General features: G+C 66.6%; 23 protein-coding genes. 10 read left to right on the forward strand and 13 right to left on the reverse strand.

The window, feature by feature from the left end:
* Positions 1–23 precede the first annotated feature (23 nt).
* Positions 24–824: a DUF1906 domain-containing protein gene (locus EJK91_RS03610; RefSeq protein WP_082105754.1), complete on the forward strand. Its 801-nt coding sequence runs from the start codon at positions 24–26 to the stop codon at positions 822–824.
* Positions 821–1,552 carry a hypothetical protein gene (locus tag EJK91_RS03615; RefSeq protein WP_125078276.1) on the forward strand — a complete coding sequence of 244 codons (732 nt, stop codon included), beginning with the start codon at positions 821–823 and terminating at the stop codon, positions 1,550–1,552. Before EJK91_RS03610 ends, EJK91_RS03615 begins: the two co-directional genes overlap by 4 nt.
* Here the strand turns inward: EJK91_RS03615 and EJK91_RS03620 are convergent.
* Together EJK91_RS03620 and EJK91_RS03625 are read right to left on the reverse strand one after the other, a co-directional pair.
* Positions 1,502–2,119, reverse strand: a complete 618-nt coding sequence (locus EJK91_RS03620; protein ID WP_046301502.1) for a TetR family transcriptional regulator — start codon at positions 2,117–2,119, stop codon at positions 1,502–1,504. The genes EJK91_RS03615 and EJK91_RS03620 overlap by 51 nt on opposite strands.
* Positions 2,119–2,940: an SDR family NAD(P)-dependent oxidoreductase gene (locus EJK91_RS03625; RefSeq protein WP_125078277.1), complete on the reverse strand. Its 822-nt coding sequence runs from the start codon at positions 2,938–2,940 to the stop codon at positions 2,119–2,121. Before EJK91_RS03625 ends, EJK91_RS03620 begins: the two co-directional genes overlap by 1 nt.
* Positions 2,941–3,060: 120 nt before the next feature.
* Here EJK91_RS03625 and EJK91_RS03630 point away from each other — a divergent pair, with 120 nt between their 5' ends.
* From EJK91_RS03630 to EJK91_RS03645, 4 genes are all read left to right on the forward strand, one after another.
* Positions 3,061–3,927: an LLM class F420-dependent oxidoreductase gene (locus tag EJK91_RS03630; protein ID WP_046301500.1), complete on the forward strand. Its 867-nt coding sequence runs from the start codon at positions 3,061–3,063 to the stop codon at positions 3,925–3,927.
* Positions 3,924–4,418 (forward strand): nuclear transport factor 2 family protein, encoded by a 495-nt coding sequence (locus EJK91_RS03635; RefSeq protein WP_125078278.1) that lies wholly within the window; start codon positions 3,924–3,926, stop codon positions 4,416–4,418. Before EJK91_RS03630 ends, EJK91_RS03635 begins: the two co-directional genes overlap by 4 nt.
* A 104-nt stretch (positions 4,419–4,522) precedes the next feature.
* Positions 4,523–5,755, forward strand: coding sequence for an acyl-CoA dehydrogenase family protein (locus tag EJK91_RS03640; RefSeq protein WP_024441636.1), 1,233 nt, complete (start codon positions 4,523–4,525; stop codon positions 5,753–5,755).
* On the forward strand, positions 5,755–6,879 hold the full coding sequence (locus tag EJK91_RS03645) for an acyl-CoA dehydrogenase family protein (RefSeq protein WP_125078279.1): 1,125 nt from the start codon (positions 5,755–5,757) through the stop codon (positions 6,877–6,879). Before EJK91_RS03640 ends, EJK91_RS03645 begins: the two co-directional genes overlap by 1 nt.
* 5 nt (positions 6,880–6,884) lie before the next feature.
* On the opposite strand, the gene EJK91_RS03650 is transcribed toward EJK91_RS03645, so the two are convergent.
* The 10 genes from EJK91_RS03650 to EJK91_RS03695 form a co-directional block, all read right to left on the reverse strand.
* Complete coding sequence (locus EJK91_RS03650) at positions 6,885–7,202, reverse strand: DUF732 domain-containing protein (protein WP_036457547.1); 318 nt, start codon at positions 7,200–7,202, stop codon at positions 6,885–6,887.
* Between the two features lie 35 nt (positions 7,203–7,237).
* Positions 7,238–8,413 carry a sodium-dependent bicarbonate transport family permease gene (locus tag EJK91_RS03655; protein WP_125078280.1) on the reverse strand — a complete coding sequence of 392 codons (1,176 nt, stop codon included), beginning with the start codon at positions 8,411–8,413 and terminating at the stop codon, positions 7,238–7,240.
* Positions 8,414–8,464: 51 nt separating this feature from the next.
* Positions 8,465–9,793: a PPE family protein gene (locus EJK91_RS03660; RefSeq protein ID WP_125078281.1), complete on the reverse strand. Its 1,329-nt coding sequence runs from the start codon at positions 9,791–9,793 to the stop codon at positions 8,465–8,467.
* A 68-nt stretch (positions 9,794–9,861) separates the two neighbouring features.
* Positions 9,862–11,130 carry a PPE family protein gene (locus EJK91_RS03665; protein WP_046301498.1) on the reverse strand — a complete coding sequence of 423 codons (1,269 nt, stop codon included), beginning with the start codon at positions 11,128–11,130 and terminating at the stop codon, positions 9,862–9,864.
* Between the two features lie 473 nt (positions 11,131–11,603).
* Positions 11,604–12,632: a fused (3R)-hydroxyacyl-ACP dehydratase subunits HadA/HadB gene (locus EJK91_RS03670; protein WP_125078282.1), complete on the reverse strand. Its 1,029-nt coding sequence runs from the start codon at positions 12,630–12,632 to the stop codon at positions 11,604–11,606.
* A 53-nt stretch (positions 12,633–12,685) separates the two neighbouring features.
* Positions 12,686–14,395: a thiol reductant ABC exporter subunit CydC gene (gene cydC, locus EJK91_RS03675; RefSeq protein ID WP_125078283.1), complete on the reverse strand. Its 1,710-nt coding sequence runs from the start codon at positions 14,393–14,395 to the stop codon at positions 12,686–12,688.
* A complete protein-coding gene (gene cydD / locus EJK91_RS03680; protein ID WP_125078284.1) occupies positions 14,382–15,995 on the reverse strand; it encodes a thiol reductant ABC exporter subunit CydD in 1,614 nt (537 codons plus the stop codon). The genes cydC and cydD overlap by 14 nt, the downstream gene beginning before the upstream one ends.
* A 56-nt stretch (positions 15,996–16,051) precedes the next feature.
* Entirely contained in the window at positions 16,052–17,092 is a 1,041-nt protein-coding gene (cydB, locus tag EJK91_RS03685; protein WP_105295483.1) for a cytochrome d ubiquinol oxidase subunit II, read from the reverse strand.
* Between the two features lie 20 nt (positions 17,093–17,112).
* A complete protein-coding gene (locus EJK91_RS03690) occupies positions 17,113–18,582 on the reverse strand; it encodes a cytochrome ubiquinol oxidase subunit I (protein WP_125078285.1) in 1,470 nt (489 codons plus the stop codon).
* 116 nt (positions 18,583–18,698) lie between these two features.
* On the reverse strand, positions 18,699–19,271 hold the full coding sequence (locus EJK91_RS03695) for a TetR/AcrR family transcriptional regulator (protein WP_082108051.1): 573 nt from the start codon (positions 19,269–19,271) through the stop codon (positions 18,699–18,701).
* 148 nt (positions 19,272–19,419) lie between these two features.
* On the opposite strand from EJK91_RS03695, the gene EJK91_RS03700 reads away from it, so the two are divergent.
* Genes EJK91_RS03700 through EJK91_RS03710 form a run of 3 tightly spaced genes read left to right on the forward strand, consistent with a single transcriptional unit; the run spans position 19,420 to position 23,152 of the window.
* Positions 19,420–19,881, forward strand: coding sequence for a hypothetical protein (locus EJK91_RS03700; RefSeq protein ID WP_046282877.1), 462 nt, complete (start codon positions 19,420–19,422; stop codon positions 19,879–19,881).
* Positions 19,878–20,321 (forward strand): MmpS family transport accessory protein, encoded by a 444-nt coding sequence (locus EJK91_RS03705; RefSeq protein ID WP_024441648.1) that lies wholly within the window; start codon positions 19,878–19,880, stop codon positions 20,319–20,321. The genes EJK91_RS03700 and EJK91_RS03705 overlap by 4 nt, the downstream gene beginning before the upstream one ends.
* Entirely contained in the window at positions 20,318–23,152 is a 2,835-nt protein-coding gene (locus EJK91_RS03710; protein WP_125078286.1) for an MMPL/RND family transporter, read from the forward strand. Before EJK91_RS03705 ends, EJK91_RS03710 begins: the two co-directional genes overlap by 4 nt.
* Here EJK91_RS03710 and EJK91_RS03715 read toward each other — a convergent pair.
* Positions 23,139–23,735, reverse strand: a complete 597-nt coding sequence (locus EJK91_RS03715) for a TetR/AcrR family transcriptional regulator (RefSeq protein ID WP_125078287.1) — start codon at positions 23,733–23,735, stop codon at positions 23,139–23,141. The genes EJK91_RS03710 and EJK91_RS03715 overlap by 14 nt on opposite strands.
* A 92-nt stretch (positions 23,736–23,827) precedes the next feature.
* Between EJK91_RS03715 and EJK91_RS03720 the strand changes: the two genes are divergently transcribed.
* Positions 23,828–25,000, forward strand: coding sequence for an aromatic ring-hydroxylating oxygenase subunit alpha (locus tag EJK91_RS03720; protein ID WP_082108050.1), 1,173 nt, complete (start codon positions 23,828–23,830; stop codon positions 24,998–25,000).
* Positions 25,001–25,003: the final 3 nt, after the last annotated feature.

Raw genomic sequence — 25,003 nt, forward strand, 5'->3', positions numbered from 1 at the left:
TCTCCCCGGTACCCTTGCCAGTTGTGACGCGTTCCGCTTCGCGCCGCGACCTGCTGAGGTATGCCGCGTTACTTCCCCCGGCGCTGGCCCTGCCCGGCGTCCTCGGGGCGACGGTCGGCGCACCGAGGTCCCGTGCGAACGGGCTGCAGGTCGTTGATTTCGCCCACCGGCTGGTGCCGCCCGACCAGATCAAGGCCGCCGGATTCGACGGGGCGATGGTGTACGTCTCCGAGCTCCGTCCGGGCGCCACCTTCGACTTCAAACCCGTCACCCGCGACTACGCCGACGGGCTGCGTGCCGCCGGCCTGCAGGTCGCCAGTTGCTACCAGTTCGGCAAACCAGGCTGGACACAGTCGCCGTCGGACTTCACCCGGGGTTACGACGGCGGCGTGGCCGATGCGCAGACGGCGCTGCGGCTGCATGCCGCGGCCGGGGGACCCCCGTCGGCGCCGATCTACTTCAGTGTCGACGAGGACATCGACGCCACAACATGGAGGAAGCTGGCGCTCCAATGGTTTCGCGGGATCAACTCCGTCCTGGGCGTTGACCGCACGGGCATCTACGGCGGCGCGCGCCAATGCACCTGGGCGATCAACGATGGGGTGATCGGACAGTCGACCAGCCCGGGTCACCGGTGGGCATGGCAGACCCGGGCATGGTCGCACGGAGACCGCGAACCGGCAGCCGTACTCTTCCAACGAGAAATCGTCACCGCGACCGAGCCGGGTTTCGTCATCGACGGTGCGCATGTGGATGTCAACGACGTCCTCGCCGCGGACTTCGGTCAATGGGACCTCGCCCGACCACAGGGGGAACTTTCGTGATCGGCACATCCTGGGACGCGCCACGGGTGGCCCGGTGGTCCGGCATACTGGGCGCCGTTCTGCCCGCGGCCACGTTGCTGGCTTACCCGATCTGGTCTTTCCCGGAAACCCGAACGCAGTCCGTCGACGTGGCGCGGTGGGCCATGGCTCACCACGACCGGTTGGTTGTGGCGATGGCGCTCAACACCATCGGCGTCACGCTCTGGTTCGTCTTCGGGGCCGCGGTGTGGGCCTACCTACGGGATCGGCTGCCCATGAAGTCGATCCTTCCGACCTGCTTCGCCGCCGGCTTCATCGGATGCCTGACGCTGCTGCTCAGCGGTTTCACCGCCTTTGACCTCCTGCTGTACCGGCGCCGCAGTGCCGACGCGGCGTCACTGCTTTACGACCTGACGTTCGGACTGCTGGCGATGTCGGGGATGCCCCTGGTGGTGGCGCTGGGCGCGTTCGTGATCGCGGTCTATGCGCGCCAGGCGTTGCCGGCCTACACCGGTCACCTGGCACTGGCTGCCGCCGTGGTCCATCCGGTGCTGCTCCTGACGTTCGTCTTCCGCAGCGGTCCGCTGTCGCTGGAGGGCTACTCGATCACCGCGATGCCGGCATTCTTGTTCGCCTGGATCCTCGGGACGGCGGTGGCAATGCCCCGCTCCAGCGCTGGCGTATCCCCGGGCACGTTGTCAACGCAGCGTCGCGGGTCCGGCGTGCGGATCACCTCGCCAGGGCGCTAGCAGCAGCTCGCAGGCGCGCCGCATGTCGCGTTCGGCCTGCGCCGGCGTCGTCTCACCCATCACCGCCCAAGACAAGATGCCGTAGGCGCACTGCTCGACCAGTAGCGCCAACTGGGTGTCCCGCCGTGCGGGCCGGGAGATCCCGGCCACCGACAAGATGCGGGCACGCAGGTTGAAGTCCCCGGTTGCCGGCGACTCGGACCGGCGGGCATTGACCGAGATGACCATTGCGCGAGCCAGCCGAGGCCGCGCGAGCATCGAACGGCAGATGCCGACCATGAGGTCGGTGACGTCGGCCGCCGGGCAGCCCGTCGGCGGGTGCGACGGGCCGGCGGTCCGAGTGTAGTGCAACAACAACGCGCTGAACAGGTGATGCTTGGTGGGGTAGTAGCGGTAGAGGGTTGCGATCGACACCGCCGACCGGTCGGCCACATCCTGCATCCGAACGGCTTCCAGCCCGTCGCGGGCACCGAGCCGGGCCGCGGTGGCAAGAATGCGTTCGCAGCGTTGCCGTTGCGCGGCCGTGGTGGGAACAGCGGCGTCGCGCTCAACCGGCGGGCGGGGCATCAGAAGCTCGGGGGGGCCGTTGCGAGCAACTTCTGCATCAGCCGATGCGAGGCGAGCACAGCTTCGGCCCGATCTGTGATGGCGTGCACCGCAGGACTGTCGGCGTGGGTCGAGATGACGTGCACCGGTCCCCGCGGAAGCTGTTCGAGCCCTTCACGGGCGACATCGGCCGGATCGGACACGCGCAGCCCCGGCAGGTCGAAGTTGAGGCCGGCCCGTGCCATCGCAGGCGTCCTGGTCACACCGAGCACCAACTCCAGGACGTGCACGTTGTAGTCGCGCAACTCCAGCCACAGGCCCTCGGCGTAGATCCTGCTGAACGCCTTCACGCCCCCGTATACGGTCTGCCGCGCTGAACCGAGATACCCGGTCAGTGACCCGACCAGCAGCAGGCCACCGCGCCGCCGGATGCGCATCGGCTTCCCGAAGTGGTGGATCAGCGCCAGCGGCGTCCGAACGTTCAGGTCGAGCACTCGCTCGAAGGCCGCCAGGTCGCCGTCGAGGAACTGTGTGCTGTGAGTGTTGGCGCCCGCGTTGTAGATCAGCAACCCGACCTCGACATCCGACGTCGCCTCGCCGATCCGCGCGACCGCATCCGCGGCAGTCAGATCCACGGCCAGCTCACGGACGCGCACGCCACGTGTCCTGCATCGATCGGCGGTGTCGCGCAGCGGGTCTGGCTTGCGCGCGACCAGGACCAGATTGATGCCGGCGTCGGCCAGCTGGAACGCGAACTCGGCGCCGACGCCTTCCGAGCCGCCCGCGACCACAGCCCAGGGGCCGTACTGCTGTACCCACCCGGGTTGACCACCGCTAGACAAGAGACGCCTCCATAACTAAAATTCATTCTAGTTTAGCTCCATGAGGCTATCCCACTCGCGCGGCGCAACGAAAGGCGTAGAGCCCTTGCGGTACAACGGTCCCCGGATTCGGTCCCGCTGATGCGGCTTGGCTTGGCGACACCGGTCGTCATCCAGGTCCCTGGCGCAGCCTCGAGCTGGGAAGCCGACGGCAACGTCGAGGACATCAGCCAGATCGCCGCGGCCGCGGATGAACTCGGCTTCGCCTACCTCACTTGCTCGGAACATGTCGCGGTGCCCGCCGAGGCCGCGGCCGGTCGCGGGACGACCTACTGGGACCCGTTGGCCACGCTCTCGTTTCTGGCCGCCCGCACCCGCTCCATTAGGTTGGTGACATCGGTTGTGGTGCTGGGCTATCACCATCCGCTGGAGCTCGCCAAACGGTACGGGACCCTCGACCGGCTCAGCGGCGGCCGGCTGACCCTCGGCGTCGGGGTCGGATCGCTGCGTGAGGAGTTCGACCTGCTCGGCTGCGCGTGGGATGACCGCGGCGCCCGGGCTGATGACGCAATGAAGGCGTTGCGGGCGTCGCTATCGACCACCCACCCCGCCTATCACGGCGCCTTCTACAGCTTCGACTCGATGGTCGTGCAGCCGTGCGCGGTACAGCAGCGAGTTCCGATCTGGGTCGGCGGACACACCCGCCGTTCGCTTCGGCGGGCGGTGGACCTGGGTGACGGCTGGACGCCGTTCGGCCTGCGTATTGAGGAGCTGACGAAACACCTTGGCTCTGTGGATCTCCCGGACAGCTTCGCAGTCGTGCTGTCGACGCCGCCGCTGGACCCGATCGGGTCCCCGCAGCAGGCCCTCGATCGGATCGGCAGGCTCGCTGACGTCGGTGCCACCGATGTCAGTTGTATGATCGCAGCGCGCTCTTCGGCGCACTTCCGTGACCAGCTGATCGCACTGGCGGAGTTGGCCGACCTGTCGCCCCGGGTCGGGCGATGATCGAGCAACGGCTGGCCGAACTGGAGCGGCGCCTGCAGCAGGTCGAGGACGAGCGCGCCATCGAGCGGCTGATCGCGTCCTACGGCCCGCTGGTGGACGCCGGCGACTCCGAATCGACTGCGGCGTTGTGGCAACACGATGGGGTCTACGACGTCGAGAACTGTTTGATGAACGGCCGCGAGGAGATTGCGGCGATGGTGCACTCTCGTGGTCACCAGGATCTGATCGCTCGCGGATGTATGCATTTTCTGGGCCCGGCGGTGGTCACCGTGACCGGTGACGAGGCGGTCGCCGTGTGTGACTCGATGCTGCTGGTCAAACAAGGCAACCAGTTTCGCGTCGCGCGCGGCGGCGCCAACTACTTTCACCTCGGCCGGGTGGCGGGCGCGCCCGGCCGGTGGCAGATCGTCAGGCGGATCACCCGGATGCTCGACGGCACCGAGCAGGGTCGTGCGTTGTTGGTGGACGGCATCGCTGGGCGCATCCGTTAGGCAAGCCCGCGCGTATCAGCCGAGGCGGCGGGAGTCGGGCCCGACAGCACGGCGGCTAGACTTCGCGGAAAAGCGTCTATCCGCCGATACGGCAGGGGAGATTAATGGATCTGCGGTGGTCGGAGGAAGACCGGGCGTTTCAAGCGGAGGTGCGGGATTTTCTCGACCAAAAGCTGACCCCGGAGCTGCGTCGAGCGGGTCGGCTGATGACCAGCGTCTACGCCGATCACGAGGCCAGCATGGCGTGGCAGGCGATTCTGCATGAGCGGGGTTGGGCGGCGCCCGCGTGGCCGGTGGAGCACGGCGGCTGTGATTGGAGCCTGACCCAGCACTACATCTTCAGCCGCGAGTCGACGCTTGCCGGTGCACCGTCGTTGTCGCCGATGGGAATCCGGATGGTCGCGCACGCCATCGTCCGGTACGGAACGGACGCACAGAAGGACTACTTCTTGCCCCGGATTCTCACCGGTGAGGTGTTCTTCTGTCAGGGGTACTCCGAGCCGGAAGCCGGATCGGACTTGGCCGCTTTGTCGATGGCCGCCACCGTCGACGGTGACGACCTGGTCTGTACCGGCAGCAAGATCTGGACTACCCACGCCGGCGAGGCGAACTGGATGTTCGCCCTGGTACGGACCTCCCGGACCGCCAAGAAGCAGCAGGGCATCACGTTCGTGCTGATCGACATGACCTCGCCCGGCATCGAGATCCGGCCGCTGGTGATGACCTCCGGGGAAGAGATCCAGAACCAGGTGTTCTTCGACGAGGTGCGGGTCCCCAAGACCAACGTCATCGGAGAGATCGACAGCGGCTGGACCGTCGCGAAGTACCTGCTCGAATTCGAGCGCGGCGGCGGCGCGGTGGCCCCGGGCCTGCAGGTGGTGGCCGAGGAGATCGCCACGGCGGCCAAGGACCAGCCGGGACCGCGCGGTGGCAAGCTCGCCGACGACGACGCCTTCATGCGCAAGCTGGCGGACGCGCGGATTCGCGCCGAGGTATTGGAGATCCTGGAATACCAGGTGCTCACCGCCGTCGCCGAGGGGCGTAATCCCGGAGCGTCGTCGTCGATGCTGAAGATCTTGGGCACCGAGTTGAGCCAGGAACTGACCGCGCTGGCGTTGGAGGCGGCCGGACCGCGCGGACGCATCTATCAGCCGCATGTCACCGCGCCTGGAGGGCCGATCGCCGACTACCAGCCGCCCGCCGACGGATATGCGTCTGGCGAACCGTGGCAGGCGGTGGCTCCCCTGCGCTACTTCAACGACCGGGCCGGCTCGATCTACGCCGGTAGCAACGAAATTCAGCGGAATATTCTGGCCAAGGCGGCATTGGGGCTCTAATGGACTTCAACGTGAACACTGAGCAGCAGATGCTGCGTGACGGCATCACCAAGTTCCTCGCCGCGCGCTACGACCTCGAGACGAGCCGCGCCGCGGCCAAGACCGGAGCCGGCTGGCAGCCCGAGATCTGGCGCGCCTTCGCCGGTGAACTGGGCATCCTTGGCGCGACACTCCCCGAAGAGTTCGACGGAATTGGCGGCGGCGCAGTCGAACTCATGGTCATCACTGAGGCGCTCGGGCATGCGCTGGTGATTGAGCCCTATGTCGACACTGTGGTGGTCGCCGGCGGTCTGCTGCACCGCTCCGGCAGCCCGGTCGCAGCCGGCGTGCTCAAGGAGCTGGTCGCCGGTACCGCGGTGGTGGCCCTGGCCGCCGCGGAGCCGGGTTCGGCCGACCGGTGGCAGGATGCGGAGACCCTGGCGCGCCCCGATGGGGACGGCTGGGTGCTGAACGGCTCGAAGATCATGGCTGTGGCGGCACCGCTGGCCACGCACCTGCTGATCACCGCCCGCATCGAGGGTGAAGACGGAATCTCGCTGTTCCTCACCGAGGCCGACGCCGCGGGAATCACCCTGCATCCGTATCGCACCATCGACGACCGCAGCGCGGCCGACATCACCTTCACCGATCTGCGGCTCGGCGCCGACGCCCTGCTGGGCGAGCGTGGCGGTGCGTGGCCGTCATTGGCGCAGGCCCGGGACGAGGGCGCCGCGGCGATCTGCTCCGAGGCGGTGGGCTGCATGCGGAAAGTCTTGGCGGACACCGTCGAGTACTGCAAGCAGCGCCAGCAGTTCGGGCAGCCCATCGGCAGCTTCCAAGTTCTGCAACACCGGATGGTCGACATGTTCATGGAGGTGGAGCAGTCGGCTGCCGCGGTCTACCTGGCGATCCTCAACCTCGAGGCCGACGAGGCAACCCGGGCCCGTGCGGTGTCGGCCGGCAAGGCCACCATCGGCCGGGCGGCCCGATTCGTCGGCCAGGAGGCGGTGCAGCTGCACGGCGGGATGGGCATGACCGAAGAGTTGGCGATCGGCCACTACTTCAAGCGGCTCACCGCAATTCAATACGAGTTCGGAACCACCGACGCCCACATCGCCCGCTACGCGGAGCTCACAAAGGCGTAGGCCGACTACTTCCGCAAGTGCTGCGGGCAGTACGCATTGGCGGAGACGGCCGCGAACTTCGCGGCGCCGTCCATCGTCAGCCCGGGATTGTCGGCCGTGAGTTGTTTGACGACCTGCAAACCCGTCTCGCCGTTGTTGGCCATGCTGCAGACGGCATGGCCGGCCACAATGGCCTGATCGCTACCGGCGAAGGTGAGCCCCGCGGCTCGTAGGTCAGACAGGAAAGCGGCGTCACCGCCGTCGCCGTCGCCGGGATCCGCGTACGCCGGCGCGGCGCACCCGATGACGGCGGCAATGCCCAAGATCGCTAACACGCTGCGCATATCGTTCCTCCTACGTTGCATGCTGTGCAATCCCCCTACTGCGACGTGATGAGACGGGCGATCTCGATGTAGAGGGGAATGCCGATGGTGACGTTGTAGGCGAATGTCAGACCCAGCGATGCGGCCAACGGCAGGCTGGGACTGGCTTCCGGGATCGCCAGTCGCTGGATCGCCGGCACCGCGATGTACGACGCCGCGGCGCACAGCACGGCGAACAGAACGTACGTGCCCAGCTGGAAATGGACGCCGGTCAGCTGCGAGTAGGTGTGTGCGACAAACAGACCCAGCGTTGCGAAGAGGTTGGGAGCCAGCAGGCCGAAGAGGATGAAACCACGGCCGGCGGACTTCAGGTCCTTCAGCTTGCGCGCCGCGGTCAACCCCATCTCGAGTAGGAAGAGGCACAACACGCCCTGGAACGCGGTGACGAAGACCGGGTCGTCCACACCGGTGACCTTCGAGCCCTGCAGGCCACTGATGAAACCGATCGCGATGCCACCGAGCAGCAGGCAGATGCCCGGGTTGAGGAAGACCTCTCGCACCAGTTCCCGGCTGATCAGGCGCCCGTTCGAGGCCAACCCGGTCTCCACGCGACGCTCGGGGCTCGTCTCGATGGCCAGGCCGCCGGTGGGGTCACCGGCCTGGGTGGCGCCCACGGCTGTCGGGACCGAAACGGCCGGCACCGTGTAGCCCGGCTCGTGGGGCATGTTGCCCGACGCGTCCATACCGCGGTGGCGCAACCGGGCGACCAGGAACAGCGCCACCAAGCAGCCGGGGATCTCCATGATGGCCAGCATGACCGGCATGTAGGCGTCGAAGGCCATGCCGATGGTGGCCAGTACGCCCATGCAGGTGGCGAAGGTTCCGGCCGAATCGGAGCCGTAGTAGCCCGCGACGGTTGCGCGGTCGACTTCCCGCATCTTGGTCAGGTACTTCAGCAACAGGTAGGCGATGGTGCCGATCAGGAAGTTCAGCACGAAGCCGGTGAGCATGAATCCGAGGATTCCGCCGACCTGGGACAGGTCGATGCCGGCGAGCTCCTCGCCCCCGTGCCAGCCGATGGCCAGCAGCAGGTACATCGTCAGGCCCTGATACATCGCGTTCGGAAACTCGAAGGGCACCTTGGCCAGTGCGAGCAGGAAGCCGAAGTAGAAGAACAACAACAGTGGCTTGAACAGGTTGTGCGTGAAGTTCTGCCAGAACTCGAGAAGCATTACTCTCTCTTTTCGGGGAAGGGGGAACGCTTTTGGCGCCGTTGGTGGGCGTCAGCTGAGGGGCGTTGCGGCTTTCTTGGCGCCCTTGAGGTGCACGGCGTGAACGCCGGGTTTGCGGGACAGTTCGTCAAGCAGTTCGTCGAGTCCGGCCTGATCGACGTTCCAGTGTTGGACCGCCTCGGGTTGGCTCTGCAGCTTGGCGATCACCGCGTCGAGCTTGACCGGAGTCTTGGCCTTGCCGCCCTGGATCCGGATCCGCCCGGAGCCGGCGTTCGCGGTCCGGGGGCTGGCACTGCCCAGGGCACCGCCGGCCATGCTGCCCAGTGCCGCCTGGTTGAGCAGGCCGCCGGCCATTCCCGCGGCCGGGGCGGCAGCCAGGCCCGCGGCGGGCGCGCCGGTGGCCGCCAGCCGGATCGCCGGGCTGGCAGAGGCCCAGCTCGGCGGGACAGACAGGTTGCCCACCAGGTTCGCCTCCGACATGGTGGCCGACACCGTCGAGGCAAGACCTGCGGAGGCGGCTCCGGCACGAAGCCCGGCGCCGAGCCCGCTGAGCGGCAGGCCTTCGAAAACCCGGCCTATCGGAGTTCCGAACTTGAGGAAGTTCTGGATCGGGAAGTTCACCAGCAGCGAGACGTCGTTGAATGGTGTGGTCAGCCCCGCCGGACCCTTGAAGGCGGCGAACAGCGACGCGAAGTTGGCTGGAGCACTCGGGTTGCCGGTCAGCTGGACGAGCAGGTTGTTGACGAAGGTGTTGTACTGGGTCGCCAGGTCGGCCAGGAAATCCAGGATCGAGTTGCTGCCCGAGGTGGCTGCCGCCGACCCCGTGCTGGCCGCCGAGGTGGCTGCGGCGGTCCCGGTGGTGGTCTGCGGAGGCTCGGTGAACGCGGTGATCTTGGTGGCCGCGGCGGCCGATGCGGCATAGGTCTGCATCGCAGCGGCGTCCTGCGCCCACATCTCCAGGTACTGGGCTTCGTTGGCCGCGATGGCCGCGAGATTCTGGCCGAGGAAGTTCGTGGCGTACAGCATCTGGTTCTGGGTCCGGTTGGCCGTGACGACTTCCGGCGGAACGACCGCCGCGTGCGCCGCTTCGTAGGCGGTGGCCGCGGCCTGCGCCTGGGCGGCCGCCTGCGCCGCGGTGGCCGCGGTCGTCGACATCCAGGCGGTGAAGGGCTGGGCGGCCGCCGTCATCGCCGCCGCCGACGGACCGGTCCACGATTCACCGGTCAGCGAGGCGAGCACCGCGTCGTATTCAGATGCCGCGGTGCTTAATTCGCTGGCGAGACGACCCCACGCCGTGGCGGCGGCAATCAGCGGCCCGGAGCCGGGGCCGGCGTACATGTTGGTCGAGGTGATTTCCGGCGGGAGAAAAGAGAAGTACATTTCGACACCCTTATCTGGTCGAGTGCGACTGAGTCGGCTGGGGGAGGCCACGTTTCGTCATCGCGGGGTCATTCGTCGAGTGCCGGAATGACGATGATGGTGGCCGCCGCGGGATCGGCTTCACCGGGCGGAATGGGGCCGAAGGCATCGGACCCGCCGCTGTTGCGCAGCGACCGGGTCGCCGCGCCGACGGACTGGGTCGCGGTGCCGCCCAGGCCGCGGCCCAACAGGCTGGACAGTGCCATCTCGCCGAACATGGCGTCCTGACCGGCGACGGCCGCCATCGGGGCGGCCTCCAGGGTTGCCGGCAGTGACGAAGCCATGCTGACCAACTTGGTCGCGGGTGCCGCAACTGTCCATGATGCCGGCACCGAGAGCTTGCCGACCGACGCCGCGTTGCCCAGTACACCTGTGGCACTGCTCAGGCTTGCCGCCGGTAGTGCTGTTTGTGCGAGCGGTGCCAGCGGCAGCAGCGCTCCGGTAATGGCTTTCGGGCCGGCGAAGAAGGACTGCGCAGCCATCGAGTTCATGATCCAGGAGTACAGCTGCCCGAACGCCAGCCAATAGCCACCGGGGATCGTCGACCAGCCGAGCGGGGTTGTGGGCCCGGTCAGTGTAGAAAAGATCAAGTTCCAGTTGGCTAAGAGATCCGATGGTGTTGTCGCCGCCGCGGTCCCCATGGGGTTGGAGACCAGCGACTGCAGTGCCTGGGGCATCGCATTCAGCAGCTGGGAGACCTGCTGCGAGATGTTGGAGGCCGCCGAGTTTCCGGTTGCCTCTGCCGTCGCTGCCAACTGGTTGGCCGCGCCGGCCGGATTGGTGGTCTCCGGGGGCTGGCTGAACGGGCTGAGCTGCGTTGCCGCCGCGGCCGAGCCGGCGTAGCCGTACATCGCCCCCGCGTCCTGCGCCCACATCTCCGCGTAGTGAATCTCGGTGGCTGCGATCGCCGGCGTGTTCTGCCCGAGGAGATTCGTCGCGATCAGGGTTACCAGCTGCATCCTGTTCGCTGCCACCACCGGCGGTGGCACGGTGGCCGCGAAGGCCGCCTCGTAGGCTGCTGCCGCGGCGCGGGCCTGGTTGGCTGAGAGTTCGGCTTGGGCGGCGGTCGTGCTCATCCAGGTCACGTACGGCTCGGCTGCGGCGGCCATCGAAGTGGACGACGGGCCGGACCATTCGCCCGTAAGGCTCGATACCACGGACTCGTAGGACGAAGCCGCCGAACCCAATTCCGCGGCGAGCGCATCCCAAGCTGAAGCGGCCGCCAGCAGGGGGCCGGAGCCCGCACCCGCGTACATCCGTCCGGAATTGATCTCCGGCGGCAATGCAGCAAAATCCATATCGGGTGACTCCTTACGTCACGCGTCTTGACTGTCGACGCTCGAAACTCGCGTAGAAACCCGAACGCTAGACGGCCGTTGTCTATTCGAGGTTCCTGCGATGTAAACAGCGTGCGACTTTTTCAGTTGATAGTGGTAGCAGTACATCTTCGAAAACTGTTGTGAGGCAGCTGTCATCAGGCTATCCGCGGCGATTCCCCGCTTACATCAAGCTTTTTGACGGCTCTAATGCCCTAATTTCCAAACGAGAGAAATCGCAGCCGATTCGAGTTATCCGGCTGCGTCATCAGCCGGTTTGTCGAATCCGGTCTACGCCTCTACGTTCGGCGAAATTGTTCTTCACAAGCGTCATCTCAGTCGGACTGATCGTACGCAGTGTTTACTGGAAACTAGCTGTCAGCGAACTGGCTCTTCCCTGTCGCTGTACTGCAGGCGTCCTGCCAGGCTTGAAGATCCTCGTACCGAGCCGAAGGTCAGCGGAAGCGGACGTTCATGGTCGCCAGGCCGAAGATGTTCCGGCTCTCGGACTTCGCGGCGACCAAAATGACACCGCTGCGGGTCTCCGGGTCCAGCGACTTGATCCGGCCGCTGAATTCGATGTCGGCGCCTTCCTTGGCGGACACGATCGCGGGCGCGGACAGTCGTACGGCGTAGCGGGTGACCGCGCCCGGGTCGCCGGTCCAGGAGGAGGCGAAGCCCGCGCCCAGGCCCATGGTGAGCATGCCGTGGGCAATCACATCGGGGAGACCGGCCAGCTTGGCGATCTCCTCGTCCCAGTGGATGGGGTTGGCGTCGCCGGCGACACCGGCATAGTTCACCAGGTCCCCCCGGGACAGCCGGGTGTGATGCACCGGCAGTGCGTCGCCGACCTTCACGTCGTCGAAGGAGGGTGTGGCAGGGGTGCGGGTCAGGCCGCCCTCGGAGATCCGGACTTCGCCGGCAGGCCGCACCGTCTTTTCGTAGCGGGCGGCCGATTCGCCGACGTCAAGGATGTTGACGTCGTGCATCATGGCCCGCTGCACCGCGGTCTTGACCTCCGGGCCGATGTCCTCGGCGGTGACACCGACGACGGTGGTGTGCAGGGTGTGCACCACTTCCCCAGCCGTGTCGGTGAAGGTGTTGGTGACGGTGATCAGGTCGCGGCCAGCGATTCGCCGCACCGAGGTCAGCTCGACGTCGATGGTCAGTTCGTCGCCGTCGACGATCGGGCGGTGTTGCTCGAAGACCTCTTCGGTCTGCATGTAGGTGTCGTAGCCGACGACAACGGATTCGAACATGCGCCGGTTGCACGCCATGCCCGGGGTCGAGGTGAACGTCAACGGCGCCACCAGACCCGAGTAGCCCATTTCCGCGGCAGCGGCGACGTCCCAGTGTGCGGGGTGATAGTCCTGCACGGCGCGCGCGTACTCGCGGACCTTCTCCCGGCCGACCACGTAGGTGCCGTCCATCTGGTAGTAGTGGCCGACCCGCGATTCCAGCGCCGACGTCTCTGCTGTGGTCATGAGTTGACTCAACCGTTCTATCGGCTGGTTTGCGGAAAGCCGACTAAAGCACCCTAGCGGGGACCGCGAGCGCGGCGTAGCCGGGCGCTGCGGGTCGCCGCCGTTGGGTCAGCGGGGACCGCGAGCGCGGCGTAGCCGGGCGCTGCGCCGTCGTTCGGCAGGTGGTGGGTGGCCACCACCACGGTCCGGTCGGTTCCGAACAGCCCGGGCACGGCCAAGAGGTCGCGCAGGAGGTCGTCCGCGTCGGTGGCGTGCAGGTGTTCGGTGGGCTCGTCGAGCAGCACGATCCGGGCCGGCGAGAGCAGGGCCCGAGCCAGCAACAGGCGCCGCCGCTGACCTGCCGACACCGCCTCGGCGCCGCCGGTAAGCACGGTTGCCAGGCCATCGGGCAGGCCGGCCAGCCAGCTCCCGAGTCCCACCCGGCCCAAGGTGGCGGCCAGTTCGTCGTCGCGGCAGTCGCCCCGAGCCACCAGCAGGTTGTCGCGGACGGTGGTCGCGAAGATATGCGCGTCCTCGGCAAAAAAGCCGATCGCCGATCGCAGGTCGGCTTCGGACAGCTCCTGCAGAGCGGTCCCGTCTAGGGAAACGCGACCGGCCAGCGGTGCCAGCAGACCGGCCAGGGTCATCAGCAGCGTGGTCTTGCCGGCCCCGCTGGGACCGGTGATGGCCAGCCGGTCTCCGGGCGCCAGATCAAGCCGCACCTGGGCGCACTGGTCTTCTCGATATCCGGAACGCAGCTCGGCGTGCAGTGCCGGCGTACGGGTCGAATCCGCCGGGGAGGCCACCGGCGTGTCCGCAGCCACGGGGTCTGCTGCCGGTGCCAGGTCGAGCAGCCGCCGTGCCGCGATCCGTGCGCGGGTCAACGCGACGGCGGCCCCGGGCAGGGCGGTGGTCGCTTCGAACGCGGACAGCGGCAACAGCATGAGCACGGCCAGGGTGGTGGGCGCCACGGTATCGGCGAGCCCGATCCCCGCCACCACCGCGCCCAGTGCACTGACCCCGATCGCGGCGGTGGGCAGCGCAGCGGCGATCGCGGCCGGTTTGGCGACCTCGTCCAGGGCCGCGGCCCACGCCCGCTGCCGGTGTTGGGACTCACCGATGACGGTGGGCAGCTTCCCGGCGATCCGCAGCTCGGGGGCGTGGTCGAGTGCCTCCAAGGCCGCGACGTCACGTTCGGCGAGGTGGTCGCGGGCCGTGTGCTCCTGGGCCGCGGCGGCCCGCGCGGCCAGCCACGGTGCCGCCGCACCCGCGACCAGTAGGCAGGCGGCCAGGACCGCAGCTGCCACCGGCGAGATAACCGCGATCACCGCGGTGGCGACCACGCCCAGTACCGCGGCGACCGCGATCGGCAGCACGGCGCGTACCAGGACGTCTGCCAGCTCGTCGACATCGGCGCCCACCCGCGCCACCAACTCGCCACTGGGCAACCGCACTGCGGCCTGCACCGGTCCGTGGGCCAGTCGCCCGTAGAGCCCGCCGCGGGCACTGCCTGCGGCCCGCAGCGCCGCGTCGTGGCTTACCAGACGCTCGCAGTAGTGCAGTACGCCGCGCGAGATCGCGAACGTGCGCACCGCCACCACGGCGATCGATAGGTCCAGCACCGGCGGCATCTGCCAGGCCCGGGTGATCAGCCAGGCGGAGATCGCGGCCAACGCGAGCGCGCTGCACAGTGACAGCGTCCCGAGCAGGCCCGCCAACAGCAGCCGGGGCAGGCGCGGCCGCAGTAGCCCGAGGGCTTCCCACAGCGGATCAGGCCGGTGCATGGACTGCGACCCCCTCGCTGTGCACGGTTATAACTCGATCGGCGATCGCCAGCACCGGAGCGCGGTGGCCCACCACCACGACCGTCGCGCCGGCGCGCGCGCGTTGCACCAGCGCGGCCAGCACCCGTTGCTCGGTTGCGGCATCCAGGTGGGCCGTCGGCTCGTCGAGCAACAGCACCGGGGCACTGGACCCCAGCGCTCGCGCCAACCCCAGCCTCTGCCGCTGCCCCAAGGACAAACCGACACCGCCGCGACCCAACACCGTGTGCAGCCCGTCGGGTAGTCCCGCGATCACCTCGTCGAATCCGGCTGCAGTGCACGCCTCTTCAGTGTCAGAAAGTTCGCCGAACAACGCGAGGTTCTGCGCCACCGTGCCCGGGATCAGCGCCGGACGCTGCGGCAGCCAAGACAATTGGGCCCACCACGCCGGCAGGTCCAGGTCGGCGATGTCGACACCGGCCACCGTGATGTGCCCAGAGGTGGGTTCGGTGAGGCCGGCGACAGCGGTGAGCACGGTGCTTTTGCCGGCCCCGTTGGCTCCTGTCAGCACGGTGACTTGGCCGGATTCGATCAGCGCGGTCAGGCCGGCCGGCGCATCGCCATCTCGGCCGGCCACGCAGAGTGAATCGAGGAGAATCCGCGCGCCACGTGCGGATACCGTGCGGCGACCCGGCGCCGGGCGAGGTGATTCGCCGATCAGCGCAAAGGCCCTCTCGACGGCGGCGCGCCCATCCTCGGCGGCGTGAAACTCCACCCCGATCCGGCGCAGGGGCCAGTACACGTCGGGAACCAGCAGCAACACCGTCAGGCCGGCGGTCAGACTCATCTCGCCGAACACCAGTCGCAGGCCGATGCTGACGGCCACCACCGCCACGCTCAGCGTGGCCAGCAGTTCGAGCACCAGTGCCGACAGGAACGCGATCCGCAGGGTGGCCATCGTCGACCGACGCTGCGCGTCGGACAGTTCGGCGATGCGCCGCTCCGGCCCGGTTGCACGCCCGAGGGCGCGCAGGGTCGGGATGCCGGCGATCAGATCCAGCAGCCGTGCCTGCAATGTCGTCATGGCGGTCAACGCCGCCGCCGAGCGATCCGCGGTGGCCAGGCCGATCAACACCATGAACACCGGGATCAGCGGCAGCGTGATCATGACGAGCACCGCCGCGCGTCGGTCGTAGAGGGCGATCACCAGCACGGTCGCCGGGGTCAGAATCGCTGCCAGCAGCAGAGCGGGCAGGTAAGCGGTGAAATAGGGTCGCAGGCCGTCCAATCCCCGGGTGACCACCGTTGCGGCGGCGTCTCGTTCGGCAGCCAGCCGGCGAGGGGAGCGTGCGGTGACAGCGGCCAGCACCTGCCCGCTCAGGTCGGCGATCACCGCGCTGGCTCCGCGCTGGCCAAGGCGAGCCTGCAACCAATGCGCCAGGGTGCGCACCGTCCACAACAGCGCAAGTGTGGCCAGCAGCGGTGACCAATGCGCGACGCTTCGAGTCGACGGTTCGGTGATCACTCCAGACACGATGTCGGCCAACACGATTGCGGACCCGATTGCACAGGCCGAAATCACCACTCCGCAGCCCACCATAGCCAGCAGGAAGCGGCGCACCGCCGTCGATGCCAGCCAGAGCCGCGGGTCCAGCGGCGCCCGAGAGGCCCGGGTACTCAGGACTGCTGCCTCGCCAACCCGATGGACGGCGGAATCTGATCCGCTGAGATCCGTTGCCGGAACACCCAATACGTCCAACCCTGGTACACCATCGCCAGCGGAGCGAAGATCACCGCGGCCCAGGTCATGATCTTCAACGTGTACGGCGTCGACGACGCGTTGTAGATCGTCAGGCTCCACTGCGGATCCAGCGTGGAGGGCAGCAGCGCCGGGTACAGGGCGCCGAACAACAAGATGACCACCGCTGCGACGACCACCGCGCTACAGGCGAAAGCCCAGCCGTCGGACACCCGGCGCCACACCAGCGTCACCGCGGCCAGCTGCGCGACCACCGCGACGCCCAGCACCAGCCACGTCCAGCCGGTGCCGTAGGCGAGTTGTGTCCACAACCCGAAGCCGCCGACCAGCGCGGTCACCGGCAGCGCCAGCCTGGTCGCGAAGCGGTGCGCATCGTCTCGGATCGTCCCGGCCGTTTTCAACGCGGTGAAGACCGCGCCATAAAACAGGAACAGTCCGCCGGTGGCCAGACCCCCCAGCAGGGTGTAGGCGTTGATCACGTCGCTGAAGGCCAGGCGGACATGGTGATCGGCGTCCACCGGCAGGCCACGGACCAGGACCGCGAACGCCACGCCCCACAGAATCGCCGGCAGCCAGGAACCGGCGGCGATCCCGAGGTCGGCCCAGGCGCGCCACTTCGGGTCATCGACCTTGCCGCGCCACTCGATCGCGACGGCGCGCACGATCATGCCGAACAGGATTGCCAGCAGCGGCAGGTACAGCGTCGAGAACACCGTGGCATACCAGCCCGGGAACGCGGCGAACATCGCACCGCCGGCGGTGATCAACCAGACCTCGTTGCCGTCCCAGACCGGGCCGATGGTGTTCAGCGCGGTCCGACGGTGGGCTTCGGGGTCCTGGGTGCTCACCCGCCCGAACGGCGCCATCAGCATCCCCACCCCGAAGTCGAAGCCCTCCAAGACGAAGAATCCGAGAAACAGCACCGCGACCAGTACGAACCACACCTGTTGTAGGTCCATCGCGACGACCCCCTTCTACGTCAGTAGGCGAACGACAGTGGCGCCACTTCGTTCTCGGCGGGCGGTGCCGGCGGCGCGGGTTCGGCGTCGTGCTCCAGTGGTCCCTCGGCCACATAGCGTCTGATCAACCAGAACCAGATCACCGCGAGCAGCGCATAAACCAGGGTGAACATCACCAGCGAGGTGACCACCACACCCACGCTGTTCCCCGACACACCTTGGGCGACGGTCAGTCGCACATTCGGGTCCCCGGTCGGGTTGGGGGCGACAACCCAAGGCTGACGGCCCATTTCGGTGAAGACCCAGCCGGCACTGTTGGCCAGGAACGGGGTAGGGATGGTCAGCAGCGCCAACCAGGAGAACCAGCGTTGCTGGGGGATCTGCCCGCGGCGCGTCAGCCACAACGCGACCATCGCGAACAGCACCGGCAACAGCAGGAGCCCGATCATCGCGCGGAACGACCAGTACGTGACGAACAGGTTCGGCCGGTAGTCGCCGGGGCCGAACTTCTGCTCGAAGTGCTGCTGGATGTCGCGGACCCCGTCGAGCCGAACGCCGTTGAATCGGCCCTCGGCCAGGAACGGCAAGACATAGGGCACTTCGATCACCCGGGTCAGATGGTCGCAGTTGTTCTGCCGCCCGACGGTCAGAACCGAGAAGCTGGGGTCGGTGGCGGTGTCGCACAACGATTCCGCTGACGCCATCTTCATCGGTTGCTGGACGAACATCAGCTTGCCTTGGATGTCGCCGGTGAAGAACAGCCCAACCGCGGCGACCAGCGCGACCCAACATCCAAGAATGGTCGCCGGCCGGTACATGGTTGCCGCGTCACTGTCGGCGCCCTGCGGGGCGCCGCCGGCACGGGACCGGACCATCCACCAGGCGCTTACCGCGGCGACGAACGTCCCGGCGGTCAAGAATGCGCCGGCGACCGCGTGCGACAGCGCGGCCTGGGCGGTGTTGTTGGTGAACAGCGCCATGATGCTGTCCAATTCGGCACGCTTGGTCTCCGGATTGAAGTGAGCGCCGACCGGGTGCTGCATGAACGAGTTGGCGGCGATGATGAAGAACGCCGACACGTTGGTGGCGATCGCGACCACCCAGATACACAGCAGGTGCACCACCCGCGGCAGTCGGCTCCAGCCGAAGATCCACAGGCCGATGAAGGTGGACTCGAAGAAGAAGGCGGCCAGTCCTTCCATCGCCAGCGGTGCACCGAACACGTCGCCGACGAACCGTGAGTATTCGCTCCAGTTCATTCCGAACTGGAATTCCTGCACGATCCCGGTGGCAACTCCCAGGGCGAAGTTGATCAAGAACAGCTTGCCGAAGAACTTCGTCAGCCGATACCAGGCCACGTTGTCGGTGAGCACCCACACCGTCTGCATGACCGCGACCAGCGGGGCCAAACCGATGGTCAGCGGCACAAATATGAAGTGATAGACGGTGGTGATCCCGAACTGCCACCGCGATACGTCGACAACATCCATGGGCGATCTCCCGGAGCTGCAGGGCAACTACTACGACAGAGCGTAGTAGCTCTGGCGGGCTGGCAACAGGTCGTTGTTATGCGGATAACGATGCCACCGCGACGTGACTTGAGTTGCTAAAACGGGGCGGTCACGCCGCGCTCGAAGATTCGCGTGAGTGTCGGGACGATGCTGTGGCGGGAGATGAGGCCGTGTGCTGCGTCGCTGCAGGCTTTGACCATCATCCCGAACAACGCGATCCGGATCCATTCCGTGCTGAGTCCGGGGTCGAAGACGCCTTCTTCTTGACCGCGCGCGATGAGTTCAAGGATCGGCGCGGAGTTCGGCAGGTGCTCGGCGGGGACATCGCGCAGTACCGCGGGGTCTGCGAACAGGAACACGATCCGATCGCCTTCGGGTACCAGGGTGGTGATCACCCGCCGCATCGCCTCGATGGCCGGGCCCTCGGCTGTCGCTGCCGTCGCGAGGATGTCGCTGATGATGCGGACCGAATCCAGAGTGGTTTCGTAAATCAGCCGCTCTCGGTCGGCGAAATAGCGGTGCAGGGTCGAGCGAGCGACCTGGGCGGCCGCAGCGATCTCGGGCAACGTGGCGGTGCGGTCGCGGGCGAGCACCGACGCCGTCGCCTCGAGGATCGCCGCCCGTGTGCGTGCTTGCGAACCGGTCAGCGTCCGGTCATCGACGTCCATGACCGGATGATATCTTGCCGCGCGTCCATTAATGGGACGTTGACGTCTCATTAGTGGACGTATAGTGTCCGCGTTCGGGTGGAGTTGTCCATCCAGAGAGTGCGGCCGCGCACTGCGTGCGCGCTACAGATCGGGGGCGGGCGTTGCCATGAGCTGGACCATGTTCGGCACCAATTGGCACCTCTTCGGTGACCTTGCGGTGGTCGCTTTCGTGGCGTTACTGGCCTTCGCGATCGGGACGTTTCGCTACATCCGGCGATTGCGCAACCGTCCGCCCCTCCCGATCAGCGAAGGAATCGGCGCCCGAAAATTCGTACTGGCCAAGGTCCGCAAGGGCGAGGCGCTGGAACCGCAGGAGCTGGAGTTCGCCACTCGCACGATCGACGATCAGCGAAGCCCGCTGGCCTTCTGTATTCCCGCCACGATCTTCTCGCTCGGATGCTTCTACGTCCTCGGCAGCCTGGAGCAGCTACACGGTGCCACTCCGTCGGAGCGGACCTTCCTGGGGCTCATTCCGATGCTCGGCGCATTCAATGTGACCGCCCAGCTGCTGCGGACGGCGAAACTGAAGAAGAGGCTCCCGGCGCTGCCCGGCGAGGCGGACGAATGAGCCCCCGTGCACCGCGGCGGTCACTGCTGGCACGCGCCTGGATGCCGTTGGTCGCGGTCATCGCGCTCGGCTTGGGCGCGCTGGGCATGTGGAAGGTTCACCAGATGTCGGCACCGGGGCCGGTACTGACCGTCAATCCGCCCCAGGCAGCAGAGAAGTTCAACCCGAAGAAGCTCACCTATGAGGTGTTCGGCTCCGTCGGCGCGGGCGCCTTGCTGTCCTACGTCGACATCGACGGGCACCCGCACACGGTCGAGCTGGACACCCTGCCGTGGACCCATGAGGAGACGACGATGCTCACGGTGGTGTCCGGCAGTATCTCGGCGCAGGTGCGCGGCGACTATGTCGGTTGCCGGATCCTGGTCGACGACGTGATTCGCGACGAGCGGACCAATGCCCATCCCAACGCGGACATCAGTTGCCGGGTGAAGTCCGCATGAGCGGACATCGCGCGGCCCGCCCACTGGCGGCCCGGCTGGTCCGCATGCTGTCCATTCCGATCATCGTGTTCTGGGCACTGTTGGCGGTGGTGACCAATACCTTTGTGCCGCAGGTGGAGAGGGTCGCCGAGGAACTCGCCGGCCCGATGGTCCCCACCTATGCGCCCTCGCAGGCCGCGATGCTGGCGATCGGGGAGAAGTTCCAGGAGTCCGATTCGACGAGCATGACGATGCTGGTGCTGGAAGCCGATCGTCTACTGGGGGAGCAGGACCACCGCTACTACGACGCACTGTTGCGTACGCTGCAGGCCGACACCGAACACGTCCAGTACGTGATGGACACCTGGGGGAAGCCGATCACCGCGGCCGGGGCCCAGAGCGTCGACGGCAAGGCCGCCTATGTGCTGCTGCGACTGGCCGGCGACATCGGGCAGTTGCAGGCCAACGACTCCGTGGCCGCGGTACGGCGCACGGTCGCCACCTCCGACCCGCCGGCGGGGCTGACCGTCTACGTCAGCGGCGCGGCACCGCTGGCCGCCGACACCGTCGCGATCGCGAATTCGAGCCTGAACAACATCACGATCGCGACGATCTTCCTCATCATCTTCATGCTGCTGCTGGTCTACCGGTCCTACATCACCATGCTGGTGCCGCTGTTCGGCGTGCTGATCCTGATGCTGGCGGCCAAGGGGGTCATCGCGACCCTCGGCCACTTCGGCTACATCCAGCTGTCGTCGTTCGCGGTGAACTTGGTCGTTGCGCTGACCCTGGGCGCGGGGACCGATTACGGCATCTTCTTGATGGGCCGCTACCACGAGGCACGGCTGAACGGCGAGAGCCGTGAAGACGCGTTCTACACGGCGTATCGCGGGGTGTCGCACGTGATCCTGGGCTCCGGGCTCACGATCGCCGGCGCGGCGTTCTGCCTGAGTTTCGCCCGTTTGAACTACTTCAACACGATGGGGCCCGCGGTGGCGCTCAGTATGGTGCTGACGGTCACCGGCGCGTTGACGCTCGGACCGGCGATTCTGAGTGTGGGCAGCCTGATCGGGCTGTTCGATCCTCGCCAGCAGGTCAAAGCACGGCTGTACCGCCGAATCGCCACCAGCGTGGTCCGCTGGCCCAAGCCGATCCTGACGGCCAGCATCGCCGCGGTGGCTGCGGGGGCGATCTTCGTGCCGACCTATGTGGTCAGCTTCGACGACCGCAGCTACCAGCCGCACGACTCGGCCGCCAACCTCGGGTTCACGGCCGCCGATCGGCACTTTCCCCAAAGCAAATTGTTCTCCGAGATGCTAATGATCGAGTCCGATCACGACATGCGTAACTCGGCGGACTTCATCACCCTGGACCGGGTGGCCAAGGCGCTCATCAGGCTTCCGGGCGTCGCGATGGTGCAGAGCATCACCCGGCCCATGGGGCGCGCACTGGAACACGCGTCGCTGCCCTACCTGTTCACCACCCAAGGCAGCGGCAACGGCCAGCAACTGCCGTTCACTCGGGAGCAGAACGCCAACACCGAACGGCAGGCGCAGATCATGGCGCATTCGGTGGAGGTGCTGCAGAGCACGATCGTGTTGACGCAGAAACTGGCCGACGAGATGCATGCCACGGTGCTCACCATGGAGGAGATGCAGGCGCTCACCGAACAGATGGATGAGGAGATCTCCAATCTCGATGACTTCATGAGGCCCATCCGGAGCTACTTCTATTGGGAACCACACTGTTTCGATATCCCGGTCTGCTGGGCGTTTCGGTCATTGTGGGACATGATGGACAGCGTCGACAAACTGGCGGCGAACATCAAAGACGCGGTATCGCATCTGGAAGTCGTCGATACGCTGCTGCCGCAGATGGTCGCGCAACTGAACAAGATGGCCGACGACCAGATCGCGTTGCAAGCATTGATCGTGAACACATACGGCCCCACGAGCATTCAGGCCGAGAATACCGAGCAGACCTTCGGTGACATGATCAATGTCGGCAACGACTTCGACGCCTCCGGAAGCGACGACTTCTTCTACATACCCCGCCCGGCGTTCGACAACGCGGACGTCAAAACCGGGATGCAGCTGATGATGTCCCCGGACGGCAAGGCCGCTCGGTTCATCGTCACCCACGAAGGAAACGCGATGGGTCCCGAGGGCGTCGAGCACGTGGAGCGGTTCCCCGAGGCGATCAAGGTCGCCTTGAAGGAGACCTCGCTGGCCGGCGCGAAGATCTATATCGGTGGCTCGGGCTCGAACAACAAAGACATTCAGCAGTACTCACGGTCGGATCTGCTGATCGCCGCGATCGCCGCCTTCGTCTTGATCTTCCTGATCATGCTGGTGATCACTCGAAGCCTGGTGGCGGCGTTGGTGATTCCCGGAACCGTCGCGTTCTCTTATGCCGGCGCGTTCGGACTGTCGGTATTGATCTGGCAGCATCTGATCGGGCTGCATCTGCATTGGCTGATTCTGCCGCTGACGTTCATCATCCTGGTGGCGGTCGGCTCGGACTACAACCTGCTGCTGATCGCCCGGCTCAAAGAGGAACTCGGTGCCGGACTCAACACCGGCCTGATCCGGGCGCTGGGCAGCACTGGTGGCGTGGTGACATCGGCGGGCCTGGTATTCGCGTTCACCATGCTGGCGATGCTCGCCAGCGATCTGCGGACCATCGGACAGCTGGGATCGACGGTGTGTATCGGTCTGCTGCTCGACACGCTGATCGTGCGGTCGTTCATCGTGCCGTCACTGGTGCGGATATACGGGCCGTGGTTCTGGTGGCCGACGATCGTGCGGAAGCGGCCACTGCGGCAGCGGCCGCGGGTGACTACGTCGGTGTGATCGCCGGAGCCACCCAGCGTCGCAAGAAGGCCCGCAGCTGGGCGCCGCGGCGTGGTGGGCGGCCGGGGTCGATGACCAGCGACTGCAGCACGCGCAGCATGAACTCCACCAGCTGATCCAGGTCCTCGCTGGTGAAACCCGCGGCGGCCCAGTCGACGTCGAATCGTTCGACGATCGAGCGCCCGAACGCACACGCCGCATCCGAGGTGACTCCGGCGGAGAACGCGCTGGCTTTGCCGGGCGTCAGCAGCAGGCTCATGTAGCGCTCGTCGGGCAGCAGTTCCAAGGTGTGCGCGATGCCCTCCACGACGGCCTCGGCTGGATTGTGGATACCGCGGACGTGGTCGGCCAGGCCATCGAGGAAGGGGTCGACCTCAGTGACTGCGGTCGCGATCAGCAGCGCCTCGGTACTGGGGAAATAGCGATACACCGTCTGGCGGGTGACGCCGACGTCCTTGGCCACATCGGAGATCCCGAAGTTCATCCCGGACTGATCGATTCGCCGCCGGGCGGCATCGAGGAGGCGGGCGACGGCCTCGTCATCGTCGGCCGGTTTTGCGCCCGACCAGCCGTGGGTGCGCATGAGCGAACGTTACCGCTTGCTCGGCGTCTTAATGGACCATACATATGTGTCATGTGTATGGTCTGGAATAACGACGCCGAAAGGGGCTTCTGGTGACGATCCCTCCGCAAGAGCGCACCGGTGCGCTGGACACCGAACTCACTCGGCGGGCACTGCGGTTGGTGCTCGACAAGACCACCGAGATGGCGGACGACGTGCTGCGGGTACCGCTGCACTACTACCGGGACGCGAAGGTCACCGAGATCGAGGAGTCCCAGATCCTTCGCCGCACCCCGCTGGCGATTGTCCCGAGCGTGCAGGTGTCGGAGCCCAACGACTACGTCGTGCGGTCGGTGCTGGGAGATTCGCTCCTGGTCACACGGGACAAGGACGGCCGCAGCCACGTCTTCCTCAACTACTGTCGCCACCGCGGCGCGAAGCCGGCCTGCGGGGAAGGCAGTGCGGCACGCTTCACCTGCCCGTATCACGCATGGACCTACCGCAACGACGGGAAGCTGCTGAGCGTCCCAGGCAGCACCGGCTTCACCGGAATGGCCAAGGACGACTATGGGCTGGTCGAACTGCCCAACACCGAGAGCCACGGATTCATCTGGGCCGTGCTGACGGTCGGTGCCGACATCGATGTCGAGGCGCACCTCGGCGACGTCGGCCCCGACCTGGAAGCGTTGAACTACACCTCCTTCGGCTACCACGACTACCGCGAATTCGAGTCCGAGGTGTCGTGGAAGGGCGCCTTGGAGGCGTTCGCTGAGAGCTACCACTTCCCGTTCGTGCACGGTGAGAGCCTCATCGGTCAGAACGCCCTGGCGAACACGTCGATCCACGACCGCTTCGGCAGGCACCATCGAATGGGCTTCCCGTTCAACTGGATCACGAACCTGGAAAGCGACGCGAACGCTTCGTGGGATGTGCGCGACAACATGGGGCTGATCTATTGGATCTACCCGAACATCATCTTGGCGAACAGCTCCGTCGGCGTGGAGGTCATCGACATCCTGCCCGCCGGATCCCCGACCCGCTGCACGGTCCGGCACAGCTGGCTGGCCCGGGTTCCGGCCGTCGACGACGCCACCCGCTCCGGTTACGACACGATCTTCGCCGCCGTCCACGCGGCGGTGCGCGATGAGGACTTCACCATGCTGCCGCAATGTGGCGAGGGGGTCCGCCACGGCCAGCACGACCATATGATCATCGGCCGCAACGAAATCGGCGTCCAGCACATGATCCGGACGTTCGCCGACGAACTGGGTATCGCGCTGAGCTGACGA

The organism is Mycobacterium sp. P7213 (assembly GCF_900604305.1).
GTDB lineage: Bacteria > Actinomycetota > Actinomycetes > Mycobacteriales > Mycobacteriaceae > Mycobacterium.